This is a genomic window from Plantactinospora sp. ZYX-F-223, assembly GCF_039649625.1.
Lineage (GTDB): Bacteria > Actinomycetota > Actinomycetes > Mycobacteriales > Micromonosporaceae > Plantactinospora.
The window spans coordinates 1-13815 of the sequence record NZ_JBDJAV010000097.1 but is presented as its reverse complement, the minus strand read 5'-3'; the positions used below and the strand labels follow the sequence as shown (position 1 = coordinate 13815).

Here is a 13815-nt window from a genome sequence, read left to right as displayed (position 1 = left end):
CGGCGCTGTACACCGCCCTGTCGGGTTCACTGTGCGACGAACACCAGCGCCTTCGTACGGTCGCGGGCTGCTTATGCTGCGCCGCGCCTGGCCGCTCGACGACGTGCTCAGGGCGGGGTAGTCAAGCTCGCCTGCGCCGAACCCGACGATCGGCCGGCTCGCGGCCCCATCGTCTTGGCTCGTGACTGTTTCGCCATGGGCGGCGGTCACTTCCAGGCGGGTTGCAACCCGTTGACGAACGCGGCGAACTCGGCCCGCTGCTCCTCGGTCAACAGGTCCTTCGGGATCGTGATCGCCTGGATCTTGCCGAACATGATGTACCAGACCTCGGGGGTCTCGATGACGCGGCCGAGGCCGGCCCACCGAAACCGCGACTCGGCGAGCGGGTTGGCCACCGTGACCCACTCGTCGTCCAGCGTCATGTGAAACCCGTCCTTGATGACGTCGGACTGCATACGCACCGACCGAGCCACCGTGATCGGTGCGATCGCGACCACGAACAGCAGTCCGAGGACCAAAGCCCCGTAGGCCATCGGCATCGAGGGCTCCAGTGCCACCAGGGCGAGGCCGAGGACGATCAGCACTCCGCCCAGGATGCGGACGGAGTTCAGCTGCGGACGGAGGAGGAACCGGAGCGTGCGCCGTAGTCGCTTCTCGTCGTAGGGGACCCACATGGAGATCTGCATCGCCGCATCCTAGTCAGCATGGAACGGCCGGCTCGGTTCCGCTCTTGTGGTTGATCTTCGTGGGTCATCCACTCGGGTGGAAGGAGCCACTACCGGAAAGGAGCCTGGGCGTTGACCGAAGCGGCGGGCGCATGGTCGGAAGACTTCATGCCGAGCCGGTGAGCACGCGCTGTCGTTCAGGACTCCTTGCCGACGGAAGCGGGCAATGGCCAGATCGCCCAGTGGGCGTCGTGCGACGCGTGGCGTGAGATGTCGATGAACGCGGGTCCGTAGGCTGACTCGACCCGCCAATGCTCAAACTGGTCGAGCTCGGTGTTGACGTACCGGGCGAGGAACTCGACGAGCTGTTCCATCTCCGCATCGCTCAAGGGCGTGGTCGAGATGTCTGCTGCCATCCGCACATGATGGCTGACAGACGCACGCTCGTAGCCGCGATCCGCGCGTCACGCACGGTCACGTGGAGGCGGTCTGACCGGCGCCCGGAACTGCCGATGAGCGGATATCGGATCATGCGCAGCGTGTAAACGGTTACGCGTCGATCTTCGCGGGCCAGGTGAGCATAGCGGCTTCGGCAACGGCGAGAAGCTCATCCGTGCCGGCGCCGTCGCGCGCGTGCTGGGACATGCCTTGCAGGATGACGCCGACGAGGACGGCCAGACGGCCGGCGTCGGTGCCGGCGGGCAGCCGGCCGTCGGCGACATCGGCCTCGATCCGCTTTCGCAGCGCGGTGATGTTGGCGGTCCGTTGGGCGCGCAGCAGTTCGGTGATGTCAGCCGATGCTGCGGTGCAGTTGACGGCCGCGCTGATGACGAGGCAACCAGGTGGATGCTCGGGCCGGGTGTACTCCACCGCAGCGGCGCGTAGCGCGCGGGCGACACCGTCGCGCACGGACTCCTCCGCCGCGAGTGCCGTCGCGAAGAACGCGCCGTGAGTCTGCTGATAGCGCTCGACCACCTCGCGGAACAGAGTCTTCTTGTCGCCGAACGCCGCGTAGAGGCTGGGTGGCGTGATGCCCATGGCCGCGGTGAGTTCGGCCACCGACACCGGCTCGAAGCCGCGTTGCCAGAACTTGTGCAGCGCCGTCAACAGGGCCTGGTCCCGATCGAAGGCTCGGGGCCGGCCACGCCGGCGGGGACGATCATTGGCCATTGACACATTCTATAGCGCTCGCTAGCCTGATGTCCAGGCAATACATAGTGATTACTACAGAAAGGTCACTCGGCATCATGGCACTGCTCAACGGCAAGACCGCTCTGGTCACGGGCGGCAGCCGAGGCATCGGTCGGGCAATCGCCACACGACTCGCGGCGGACGGCGCCCTCGTCGCCGTCCACTACGGCACCAACGAGGCGGCCGCGAACGACACCGTCACCGCCATCACCGGAGCCGGCGGCCGCGCGTTCGCGGTCCGCGCTGAACTGGGTGTACCCGGCGACGCACAGGCGCTGTGGTCCGCCTTCGACGCCGGCCTCACCGAATCCGGCGCCGAACCGGGCGTCGACATTGTGGTCAACAACGCCGGCATCGCGAGCTCCAACGACCTCGCCCGCACGACCGAGGCCGAATTCGACAAGATCGTCGCCGTAAACGTGAAAGCCCCGTTCTTCATCCTTCAGCAGGCCCTGAACCAGTTGCGGAACAACGGCCGGGTCATCAACATCTCCTCCGGCGTCACCCGCATCGCCGCACCGGCGATGATCACCTACTCGCTGACCAAGGGCGCCATCCACACTCTCACCTTCACCCTCGCCAAGCAGCTCGGCGAACGCGGTATCACGGTCAACTCGGTGGTCCCTGGCATCGTCGACGTGGACAGCAACGCCGTCTGGCTGCGGGACAACCCTGAACAACTCGCTTTCTGGGGCTCCTTCTCCGCGTTCAACCGGGTCGGCCAACCCGCCGACATCGCCGACGTGGTGGCCTTCCTCGCTTCCGACGAGGCCCGCTGGGTCACCGGCCAGCATCTCGACGCCACCGGCGGCGCACACCTGTGACACATCCCTATGCGGAAAAGCCGCGATCCGCTCGTCACCGAAATCGACGGCGGGCGCTGCTCGCCGGAGTCGGTTGCACCGAGGTGCGTGCATCTGGTTGAGCATCATGTGGGTCGGCGGCCGTGTGTCGGGAGGAGCAGCCACCGGGCGAAGCAGCTCTCCCACCGTGGCGTCACCCTGCGCGAGACGAGTCACCAAGGCGCGACGGACGGGGTCACCGAGGGCGGCGAAGGCCGAGTCCAGGTCTGGGCCGGGCGCCACGAGAGAAGCGGGCATGACCTCGCCATAACGCAAAAGACCATTTGCACAAACCATCTTTTGCAGATTAGGTCGGTGCCCGCGCGTGTCCGGTGGCCCCAACCCCGGTTGAGCTGGCACGCCGGCAGTGTCGCGTACGGTCGCGCGACACCGCCGGCGTGCGCCAGTTCGGTGGCTTCCTCCTGGCGTCAGCTCCAGGACAGCACGACGTCGCCCCGGGCGGCGTCGATCCCGTCGACCCAGATGTAGTACGTCTGCGCCGCCGTCGCGGCAAAGCTGATGATCGACTGAGACCCGCAGGTGGAGTTGTCGTTCGACGCGATCTCGGTCAGCCCGGTGATGGCCGTGCCGGTGGCTGCCGCCAGGGTGGTGTCGAAGTTTGACCCACATGTACGGAATTGGACGGTGCCTGTGCTCGGCGCGGTCCAGCGGTACCAGATGCTGGTTTCGGGGGTCGATTCGAAGGCCGGCTCACCGGGCTCGGCGATAGCCCGGTTGTTCGACCCGGCGACCGTTCCGGAGCCGCCGCTGATGACCTGCCCGGTGGAGTACAGGTCGTTGGCCTCCGGGTTGACGCTGTACTGAAGGCGGAGATCGCCCCGTTGGCTGTCGTAGCCACCCACCTGGATCCGGTAGACCGACGTGGCCGTCACGGCGAAGGAGATCAACGACTGTAACGTGTCGTTGAAGTCGTCGCTGTGTGCCGCCACGATGAGCTCGGGCAGAAAGTCACCGGTATAGGCGGCCAGAGTGGTGTCGAACTTGGATCCGTACGTGGTGAAACGCGCGATGCCCGACTCCGGCGCCACCCACGTGTACCACAGTGTCGCGTCCGCCCACCCCGTCCCCTCGCTAGGCTCGCCGGCCTCTCCGGTGGCGTTGGCCGTGCTCGCGGCGACCGTACCGAACGGGCTGGTGAGCAACTGGGAGCCGGCGAAGTTGTCGTTGGCCGGCCGGTTGACGCCGTAGCCGAGCCGGTACCTGCCATAGTCGAATCCGTAGCCGTCCACCCGCACCCGGTACGTGGTGCCGGCCACGGCGGGAAACTCGACCTCGGACTGCAGCGTGCCGTTGGCGTCGTCGTTGAACGCCACCTGCGTCAGCGCCGACAAGGACGAGCCGGTGTAGACGTGCAGTTTCGAGTCGAAACCATGCTGGTTGACCGCGATCTTGGCGTTGCCGCTGACCGTGGGTGTCCAGCTGTACCAGACGGTGGTCTCGCCCGCTGGTTCGGCCGGATCCACCGTGGCGTTCTCATTGGTACCGACGACTGATCCGGCGTTGCCGCCGAGCGTGGCCGCGGCGGTGAATTGGTCGTGGGACGGGCGGGAGACCTGGCCGTTGACGAAGGTCGCCATGGCGCCCTGGTAGAGCTCGCCGTAAACGCCGGGGTAGTTGGGCTCGGCGCAGCCGAAGCCCCAGCTCACGTTGCCGATCTGGATGTCCTGCGGGGTCGACGTGATCAGCAGTGGGCCGCCGGAGTCGCCCTGGCAGGAGTCCTTCCCCCCGGAGAGCGGACCAGCGCCGACCATTGTCGGACCGTGGAACGACGCGCCGTACGCCGTCGACATCGTCGCGTCGGACTGGACGGGCACCGCCACCTTGAGGAGCTGGTTCGACGCCGCGCAGCCTGAGCAGACGCGGCCGTGGCCGATCACCGTCGAGGTGTCGCCCGGATCGACCAGGCCGAGCTCGTTGCCGCGCGCCAGCCGCAGCCACTGCACGTCCGGGTCGGTCCGGACGATGGGGGTCGCCAGGGTCAGGACCGCCGCGTCGTTCTGGAAAGTGTCCGGGTCCCAGTCCGGATGGACCGTGACCGCGCTGATGTTCCGGACGACGCCGTTACTGGGAACCAGGGTGGTTCCGCCGATGCTGACCTGGATGCTGGCCGGGTTCACGCCGCCGTCGACGCAGTGTGCCGCGGTGAGCACCTTCGTGGTCGACATGAGGGAGCCACCGCAGAAGGCTCCCCCGGTGGATCTTTGCAGCGATACGAAGTAGGGGAACTCGCCCGCGGCGGCCGGGGATCCGCCGACGATGTTGGTGCTCGGGCCGTCCGGTCGGGGCTTCGGGCCGGGCTCCTTCTGGGACGGCAACAGCGGCTTCGGCGCCGGATCGGTGTCCTGCGTCTGGCCGCCGGAGGCGGGTTGGACCTGGGCTGGCTCCGCAGGCTTGGGTACGTCGGCCTGGGCCGCGCCCGGCAGTGCCATGACCGCGACCAGCGCGGCGGCGGCACCTCGGCCGATCGATCCGGCAGACCGCCGTGGCCGTCCGGCCCGCGCGGAACGGCTGATGTTGTCGTGCTCATCGCGTGGTAGCACAGGTGAACCTCCGAAATCGCTGGCAGGTGATCCGCAATCGGAGTGACGATGAGGGGCGGCGATTGCCGCGCCCCATCGACACGGACACGGGCGTAGCCGTGGCGGGGATGCCCCAGCCAACTGGGGCATCCCCGGCGTGTCTTACCGGCACTAATCGCTTTCAGCGGGCTGCGCAAAAGGGTGGCGAGATTCTCGACAGCCGGCCGGTGCACAATCTGGCGGGGTACGGTTACCGTCGACGATCGGGGCCCCGCGTCCGACGTAGACGGCCGCGGCCGACGTCGTGCCGAGCACGGCGACGTCCAAGGTGCAGGTGTCCAGCCATGCCTGCGCGACCCCGGCCTGGCGGCAGCCCAACTCCGCCGACTGCCGCAGCTCCCAGGGCAGGTCACGGGCGAAGAACGGCGCGGTCGGGTTGCCCGGGGTGACTGTGTTGCAGGGAGCGAGCAGCGACGAGGTGGCCGGGACCCGCCAACTGGGGCCGAACCTGTTGTACAGGAAGTTGAAGAACTGGGTGTTGAATGAGCTCGGCACGACGAACTGGGCGCCGTCCCTGGCTTCGAGCCGGGTAGGGTCGTTGTTGGGGTTGCCCAACAGGCCGCGCACCGTCGTCGGCCACCGGCCGAGGCCGACGTGCAGATCGATGTAGGCGCCCCTCAACTCGACACGCATCCCGTTACCGGACGCGTCTCTGACGTAATGAATGTTTCCGGCGCGCTGGATCCGCACCCCGGAGGGCAGGGTCACCGACCCGCCCGGGGGCAGGGCGGCGGGTGCCCCGTCCACGATCAGACGCGTTCCCTCGCACACCGCCACCGTGGTGTTACCCATCCTGACGGCGGCTGATCGGTTGACCGAGGTGTTGGGCCAGCTCGGCGCACCGGACACCTTCCGGCTCTGGACCTCGAACGCGGGGCCGACCTGCGCCTCGACGAAGTCGCCCGACGCCTGGAAGTCGTACAGCAGACCGGCGAACGTGGCCTGATGGGTGTCGCCAACAGTCACGGCCCTGCTGCATTCGGCGGTCAGGATGCCCGACCCACTCTTCTCGTAGAAGATGAGAGCCGGGCCAGCGGTGGCGGGCGGAGGTCCGACCTTGGGCGGGGCCGGCGGGTTCGTCGCGAGGTCACCCAGGAAGAGGTTGTTGCTCTCGGCGGTGAAGCCGGCGGTCACGCAGTTGGGCTCGACGGTCCCGCCGTAGTCGATCCTCGTACGGACCCGAGTTGACGCGCCGGAGTTGAAGGTGGCCTGGGTCCCGTTGCCGTAGCCGAACACGTTGAACTCGGCCTGTTTCCAATCCGACCCGACGTCGAGGATCTTCGGGCCCTTCTGCTCGTGCAGGGTGATCCCGGCATCGGGGGTGAAGGTGACCTCGGCGTCCGCCTTACTGATGTCACCGGTCAGTGCGAACTTGCTCATGTCCTTGATCAGCGTATTGACTGGTATAGATTTTGCCGGAGTGTCCTTGTAGCAGGAGATTCCGCCGAGGGTGGAGTGCGTGCTCCAGGTGGCCGGGCATGGCGTGGTGTCGTCGCTGGCATAGTTGAGCAGCCAGTACTCGATGAACAGCAGGCCGCTGGTACCGTCGTTGGCGAATATGAACTGTTGCCATCCCTGGCACGAGTCGCTGTCCGGATTGCACAGCGGGGTGGTGAAGTAGTTGGTGTTGAGTTGAAGCGTGTAGGCGTTGATCACGTCCGGGCCGCCGAGCTCGATGGGTGAGCGAACGCTCGCCACCCCGGTCACCTGCTCGAACGTCCCTTCCGCGCGGGAGATCGACCCGGTCGGGCTCTCCGCGACGAGATGGTCGTAGCTGCCCACCGACAGCGGGGTCGGTCCGGGGATTCTGGGTTCCATCGGGGTGGCCGGCGCGGCCACACAGGCGGTTTCCCGCCAGACCAGCCTGGGATAGCGGGCGGTGAAGCACCCCGTCGCCGACGGCTCCGCCACCTGCTCCATCTTCGTCTGCCAGGCTTGGAGATTCTCCGTCGTAGCCGGCGCGCCCGCCGCCGCACCGGTCGGTGCTGCTGTCGACAGCAGGATCACCAATAGCGTGACATTCGCCAACCTGCGTCTTGCTCCGCATGTTCGTGGTGATAACCGCATCGTCTTCCTTTCCCTACGGTCGCCGGCATCGTTTGGGTAGGGCCGGGCCTCCACACCTGGCTGGGCGTCAGGCGATCGCGAGGCATTTGCAATGGCGGACTGCCCTGGAGACCAGAGCCGTGGCAGCCGCCAGAGGGCAGCTTCGCCAAAGGATTCCCTTCTCGCTTTTCACGCGCTCACCGATTGCGGCGCACCATCAGTCTCGGCGTGAGCGTCCACGGATCGTCCACACCCCATCCACGGGCTCGCCCGTCGGCCGTGGCGGTCTGTCTGCCGTGCAGACGCTCGATCCGCGCGCCACTCGCGTTCAACGGGACAGGTGTCGCCCGCCTGCGTCGCCAGGAGATCGGTCTGGCGGGGTCGGGCCGCCGTCGCGCAATTTCTCCCGGAGCTTCTCGCCGTCCGGGTGCCCCAGCTCGGTGAGGATCTCCAGGGCCCGCCGCCAGATGTCGTACGCGGCCCGCGACTGGCCCTCGGCGAAGCTGGTGTCAGCTATGTGGGTCAGGGTGGTGGCCTCGTAGTAGCGTTCGCCTCCCTCACGCCAGAGCGTCAGGGCCCGGCGGTAGCACTCGGTGGCCTGCGGGTACTGGCCCAGTTGGTGGTGGGCGTACCCGAGGCTGTCCCAGGTGTGCGCCTCCCAGTAGCGGTTGCCGACCTCCTGCTGCAGCGGTAGCGCCTCCCGACAGCAGCGCAGCGCCTGTTCGTGGTCACCCAACTGGATGTGGTACCAGCCCACGTTGTTCAGCGCGTTTCCCTGGCCGGCCCGGTGGCCGGCGGCGCGGAACAGGCCCAGGGCCTGCTCGGCGTAGCGCAGGGCGAGCCGCGGCCGGCGGGCGTGTTCGGCGACCGTACCCAGGTTGAGCAGGGTGCGCGCCTGACCGACGAGGTCGCCGAGCACGCGGTAGAGCCGCAGCGCGCGCCGCAGGTGCAGGCGAGCCTCGGTGCGCCGCCCCAACCGCAGGTCCGCCACCGAGAGATTGCGGTAGGCCCGGGCCTGGCCGTCCCGGTCCCGCAGCCGGCGAGCCGCCTGGAGTGCGGCACGTTGCACGAGAGCCTGGTCGTGCCAGTGGCCACGGCGGTCCAGGAATGTGGTCAGGGACCACCCCAACTGCCACACGTGGGTCTCGTGCCCGGCACTGGCAGGCTGCCGGGTGAGACTGAGCAGGACCGGGTGCTCCGCGCTGAACCAGGCCCACGCCGACTCGCGGTCGCTGATCTCCACCGTGGTGACCTCGTCGGACCGGTCCGGTAGGCGGATCGAGTCGCGGTGCGGGTACAGCCGGACGTCCGCCGTGTGGGCGCCGTACAGGTAGTGGTCGAACATCCGGCGAGTCGCGGCCCGCCGCCCGGATTCGGTCTCCTCGCCGCGCGCGCGTTCCCCCGCATACGCCCGGAGCAGGTCGTGCATCGCGTACCGGCCGGGGGTGTGCTCCGCGATCAGGTGCGCGTGCGCCAGTTCGGCCAGCGGCGCGCGCGCCAGATGTGCTGGGACACCGGCGAGGCTGGCCGCCGCGAGCAGGTCCAGGTCCGGGCCGGGGTGCAGGCTGAGTAGCCGGAACAGCCGCGCCGCCGGCCCGGTCAGGGTCTGATACGACCAGGAGAAGACGGACCGTGCGTCGGTGCTGGCATCGATCCCGGTGAACGCGTCCAACCCGCCGCGTGCCTTCTCCAGCTCCTGCGCGATCGCGGACAGCGGGAAGGTGGGATGGCTCGCCGCCCGGGCGGCCACGATCGCCAGGGCTAGGGGGAGTCCGGCGGACCGGGTGACGATGGCCGCCACCGCCTGTGGCTCGGCGGCCACCCGCGCCGTACCGAGCCGGCGGGTCAGCAACTGGTGCGCCTCGTCGGACGAAAGCAGCCCGAGCGTGAGTGGATGCGCGCCGTCGCTGGCGACCAAACCGGTCAGCCGACTGCGGCTGGTGACCAGCGTGAGACAGCCGGGACCGCCGGGCAGCAGTGGCCGGACCTGTTCGGCGTCACGGGCGTTGTCCAGCACCATCAGCACCCGGCGACCCGCCAGGAGGGTACGCAGCAGGGCCGACGCAGCGGCGGCACCGGCCGGTAGCTGCCGAGCCGGTACGCCGAACGCGTCCAAGAATCCGCGTACCGCCTCGCCGGGATCCAGCACAGAACCAGTCGGGTGGTATCCCCGCAGGTCAACGTACAACTGTCCATCGGGAAACCGCTCGGCGACCCGGCGGGCGAAGTGGACGGCCAACGCCGTCTTTCCCACTCCGGCGGTCCCCGACAGCATCGCCAGCGCCGTCGTGCCTGATCGGGTGGCCGCCTCCAGCAGACCGAGTATCTCGGCGAGCTGCGCGGTACGGCCCGTGAAGGCGTACGGCTGCGCCGGCAGTTGCGCCGGAACCGGATGCACAGGCGCTGGCCGGGGCTGCGGGCCGGGCATCGGCCGCAGGAGCGGGGTAATCGTCGGTACCGAGCCCAGCCGCCGATCGCCGTCGAGAATCGCCCGGTGCAACTCGGTCAGCTCCGGTCCCGGCTCGATGCCAACTTCCCGGACCAGCAGCCGCCGCGCCCGTTGGTACACGTCCAGCGCCTCGGCTCGGCGGCCCGCGCGATACAGGGCGAGCATGAGCTGTCCCTGCGCCCGTTCCCGCAGCGGTTCCTCCGCGATCAGCGCGGCGATCTCGTCGACCAGCTCTGGCCCACGCCCCAGCGCGAGTTCGTGCGACAGGCACTCCTCCTGCAGCCTGCGGCGCTCCTCGTCCAGCCGGGCCGCAGTCGTCTCGATCAGCCGCCCGGTCACCCCGGTGAAGGCTGGCCCGCGCCACAGCGCCAGCGCCTGCCGTAGCTTCGTGACCGCGCCGGCGAGGTTCCCCTCCGTGGCCAGGGACCGGCCCGCGCGTACCCGGTCGGCGAAGACCCGCAGGTCGACGTCGTCGTCCCGGATCCGCAGCGCGTACCCGCCTGGCTCGGTGGCGATCAGCACGGCCGGTCCAGACATGCTGGCCAACCGCCCCCGCAGCGTCGACACGCAGTTGCGAACGGCCTTGACCGCGGTCGGCGGGGGCCGATCGTCCCAGAGCGCCTCGACCAGTCGCGACACCGGCACGACCTGACAGGTGTCGAGCAGCAGGGCCGCGAGGATCCGCTGCTCCCGTGACCCGGCCAGCTCCATCCGGCCACCGTCGAGCTGGACTTCCATCGGTCCCAGCACCCGAAACCTCACGCAGCCCACCCTGGTCCGCTATCGGAGCGAACTCGCCGTACCCCGAGCTGACCCCGGCTCGCGGGCGGCTCGTCCATTCAGAAACGCGCCACGCCTCCCGGGCGATTGTCGCACCGCGGAGAAGCCGTGTGTGCCTACTTCATGGCTGAGAGTCGCTACCTGGGGCCGATCCGCTACGACCGGCGTGGTGGAGACTCGTGGACGATCTGGACGGCGCGGGAAACGAGGTCGTCGACGTCGGGACGACCGGTGGTCGCGATCAGCGGCGACCCGCCCGGGCACGCGTGGCGGCGGCCCTGACGACGACAAGTCCCGGGACATCCCGCGCTCCCTGGTCCCGCGGATCAGCGGGTAGCGCAGAACACGTACCGGTTGAGGCTGAAGAAGTAGTCGGCACCGAACTCCAGCATCGTGGTCACGGCGCTTCCCCTTCCATCCGGCCCAGTTCAGGCGCTCGCTTCGCTCGCGCGGGTCCGGCGACCGCCGGGCACGTCACTCGCATGCGCTCCGGTACGCCGATCATGTGCGGTTCCACGGTCCGTTGGGTCCCGGTCGACCAGCCACCCCCGGCAGCGGCCCCGTCCCGGCTTCTCGACCGGGGCGGTTCAGGCACCCGCACGGGTGAACGTCACATGGGTGACTCCGCTGGGCGAGGAGGTGGCCTCGACCTGGTAGTCCTTCTCGATGCCTTCCAATCCGTCCCAGCGGCGTACGCCTCGGCCGAGCAGGATCGGGACCACCACGATGTGCATGTGGTCGACGAGTCCGGCAGCGAGGAAGTCACGGATCACGGTGGGACCTCCGCCGATGCGTACGTCCAGGCCGCCCGCAGCCGCGCGGGCCGTCTGGAGCGCCTCGGCCGGCGAAGCGTCGATGAAATGGAAGGTCGTGCCGCCCGCCATCTCGATCGACGGGCGCGGATGATGGGTGAGGACGAAGCGCGGTGTGTGAAACGGCGGGTTGACACTCACGCGCCCCTCCACTCGGGGTCCTCGTGCCATCCGCCGCGCAAGCCGCGACTTCCGCCACCTGTTCCCGTATCCGCCCCAGCAGTCCGGCTACAACAAGCGGCTACGGGCCGCGTCCGGACTGATCACTTGCATGATCCGCATGCTGGCGACCGACACCTCGCTGTGGAGCGACGACGTGTGGGTGGTCGACTCGACGCCTGTTGGCTGCGGCTGCTCGAGGGAGACGGCCAAACGCTCGGACCTGGCCGGCTGGGCCCAGTACGGTTACTGTGCGTGGCAGTCGTTGGATACTTGCTTGGGCAAGCAACTTTGGATGGGTTCGACGAGAGGTTTAGCCGTCCCGCGTCCATCGACATCGCCGCAACAACCGGAGGTACTGGCATGAGTCGCATGAATCGTCTCGAGGGGCGCGCTGCACTGGTCACAGGCTCGACGAGCGGAATTGGGCGCGGTGTGGCGGAGGCGATGGCCCGCGAGGGCGCCATCGTCGTCGTGACCGGACTTGGCTCGGAGCGCGGTGCTCAGATCGTCGACGGAATCGTCGCGGAGGGCGGCATCGCCCACTTCGTCGAGGCAGACCTCTCTGCGGGTGGCTCCGAGGTCCGCCGCCTTGCACAGGAGGCGACGGCCCTGGCGGGTCGGCCGATCGACATCCTGGTCAACAATGCGGCCTTTCTCGTGCCGCCTCACCCCATGACAGAGTCGACCGAGGAACAGATCGACCAGGTGCTGGAGGTCAACATCAAGGCCCCGTTCCTTCTGACGGCGGCCCTGGTGCCCGCGATGGTGGAGCACGGCGGCGGCTCGGTGATCAACATAGGCTCGATCGGCGGCGTAGAGGGAATCAAGTTCACCTCGCTGTACGGTGCCAGCAAGGCAGGCCTGCACTCGCTGACGAGGTCGTGGGCCGCGGAGTTGGCCGCCGACGGCGTGCGGGTGAACACCGTCGCCCCCGGACCCACCATCACGGAGGGGAACGAAGACCTCCGCCCCCTCCTGGAGAAGCTCGCCGAGAACAACCCGGACAGGCGTACGGGCAGCGTGCAGGATACCGCCGCGGCTGTGATCTTCCTTGCCAGTGAAGACGCGTCACACATCCACGGTGTACTCCTCCCCGTGGACGGCGGGGCCCTCGCGACTTGAGAGGGCGGTTACGGAGATTAGGCCCGTTTCAGGGCGAGAGTGAATATTCCGGGCTGACTCTCGGTGAGTATGTTGCGGCTGACCAGGCGTTTCAGCTTTGCGCGGGTGCCTTCGACGTGTTTCGGAGCGGCGTCGATGTCGAGAGCGAGGCAGATGTCTTTGGCGCCACGGACGGAATGTGGGTTCCGTCGTCGCCGGTGAACGAGCCGGTGCAGAACCAGCGCCTGGCGGTCGTTCGGATACCGAGATCCCTGACGTCGCTACAGTGTCGCAGGGGCCCTGTTGGGCCTCCGGCGCACGCTCCTGGGCTCGGATGAGAGGGCGTGATCGCGGATGAGTCGGGTTCGAGGCCCGTGGTCTGGATGGGCGTGTCGGGTCGTCCTTAGGCTTCGTGGTCATGACCGGGTCTTCTGCCATGTTGATGTTCGCCGCGCTGCTAGACCGGTCGGTGGCCCGGGTCGGGGAACTAACGGCCGATGGTCGCTACTTCGATCGGCAGGCTGTCGCCCGAATCGCGGACGTCTGGGACAACAACACGTTCCCACTTTTCAAGACGGTGCTTAGCCGTCCGGGATGGTTGCGTGAGCGGCGTGCGAGGGCCGCGCTCGTGTGGATGGCAGACCTGGGACGCGGTCGAAGCCTTGTAGTCCAACCGGTACGTCCTGGTCGAGGCGTTGCGCCGTAACTCCCGCGAGATCGTCGATGGGTCCCGGCCGAGGCGGCGTGCGATCTCCCGAACACCGATGCCCTGCGCCCGCGACAGCGCGATGTCCTCGCGTTCACTGAACGACAGATATCGGCCCGACACCGTCGGCGGCAACGCAGGCTTCACGCCGCCAGCGTGCCGGAACCACCGGATCCCGACCGGCGAGGACACGCCAGCCGCCGAGGCCGCGTCCTCAGTCATCACACCGGATCGGATCGCAGCCCAGAACTTGACCCGGTCCTCACGCCACGCCACCGTCGGACGCCCCGGCGAAGGCATCTGACCCCGATACTCCCGAACCTGCTTCTGCCTCGGCCCGCACGCCATCGCTCCACCTCTCCGACGAGGTATTGCGACGACCGGTTGAATCCGCCCAGTACACCAGTAGCGACTTCGCCGAGGCCTGCCAACGGCACGGCATCCGCCGCGCGATGGGACGC

General features: G+C 68.3%; 9 protein-coding genes and 3 pseudogenes. 3 read left to right on the top strand and 9 right to left on the bottom strand.

Going from position 1 to position 13815, the window contains the following annotated elements:
* Positions 1 to 206 precede the first annotated feature (206 nt).
* The 3 genes from AAH979_RS41625 to AAH979_RS41615 form a co-directional block, all read right to left on the bottom strand.
* The gene (locus tag AAH979_RS41625) at positions 207 to 686 is read right to left on the bottom strand and encodes a YcxB family protein (protein WP_346263625.1); all 480 of its coding nucleotides are present in this window, start codon (positions 684 to 686) and stop codon (positions 207 to 209) included.
* A 176-nt stretch (positions 687 to 862) separates the two neighbouring features.
* Positions 863 to 1081, bottom strand: a complete 219-nt coding sequence (locus AAH979_RS41620) for a hypothetical protein (protein ID WP_346263624.1) — start codon at positions 1079 to 1081, stop codon at positions 863 to 865.
* A gap of 133 nt (positions 1082 to 1214) precedes the next feature.
* Positions 1215 to 1835, bottom strand: coding sequence for a TetR/AcrR family transcriptional regulator (locus AAH979_RS41615; protein WP_346263623.1), 621 nt, complete (start codon positions 1833 to 1835; stop codon positions 1215 to 1217).
* A gap of 47 nt (positions 1836 to 1882) precedes the next feature.
* On the opposite strand from AAH979_RS41615, the gene AAH979_RS41610 reads away from it, so the two are divergent.
* On the top strand, positions 1883 to 2680 hold the full coding sequence (locus tag AAH979_RS41610; protein ID WP_346263622.1) for an SDR family oxidoreductase: 798 nt from the start codon (positions 1883 to 1885) through the stop codon (positions 2678 to 2680).
* Positions 2681 to 2797: 117 nt separating this feature from the next.
* Here AAH979_RS41610 and AAH979_RS41605 read toward each other — a convergent pair.
* The 5 genes and pseudogenes from AAH979_RS41605 to AAH979_RS41585 all read right to left on the bottom strand — a co-directional run.
* Positions 2798 to 2956, bottom strand: a pseudogene (locus AAH979_RS41605) (transcriptional regulator); the annotation flags it as partial.
* 170 nt (positions 2957 to 3126) lie between these two features.
* Positions 3127 to 5148, bottom strand: a complete 2022-nt coding sequence (locus tag AAH979_RS41600) for a serine protease (RefSeq protein WP_346263621.1) — start codon at positions 5146 to 5148, stop codon at positions 3127 to 3129.
* Between the two features lie 261 nt (positions 5149 to 5409).
* Positions 5410 to 7326, bottom strand: a complete 1917-nt coding sequence (locus tag AAH979_RS41595) for a VWD domain-containing protein (protein ID WP_346263620.1) — start codon at positions 7324 to 7326, stop codon at positions 5410 to 5412.
* Positions 7327 to 7672: 346 nt separating this feature from the next.
* Entirely contained in the window at positions 7673 to 10555 is a 2883-nt protein-coding gene (locus AAH979_RS41590) for a BTAD domain-containing putative transcriptional regulator (protein ID WP_346263619.1), read from the bottom strand.
* 605 nt (positions 10556 to 11160) lie between these two features.
* Positions 11161 to 11526 (bottom strand): dihydrofolate reductase family protein, encoded by a 366-nt coding sequence (locus tag AAH979_RS41585; protein ID WP_346263618.1) that lies wholly within the window; start codon positions 11524 to 11526, stop codon positions 11161 to 11163.
* Between the two features lie 58 nt (positions 11527 to 11584).
* Here AAH979_RS41585 and AAH979_RS41580 point away from each other — a divergent pair.
* Positions 11585 to 11800: pseudogene (locus AAH979_RS41580) on the top strand (IS982 family transposase); the annotation flags it as partial.
* Between the two features lie 116 nt (positions 11801 to 11916).
* Complete coding sequence (locus AAH979_RS41575) at positions 11917 to 12669, top strand: SDR family oxidoreductase (RefSeq protein ID WP_346263617.1); 753 nt, start codon at positions 11917 to 11919, stop codon at positions 12667 to 12669.
* Positions 12670 to 13297: 628 nt separating this feature from the next.
* Here AAH979_RS41575 and AAH979_RS41570 read toward each other — a convergent pair.
* Positions 13298 to 13702 (bottom strand): annotated as a pseudogene (locus AAH979_RS41570) (helix-turn-helix domain-containing protein); the annotation flags it as partial.
* Positions 13703 to 13815: the final 113 nt, after the last annotated feature.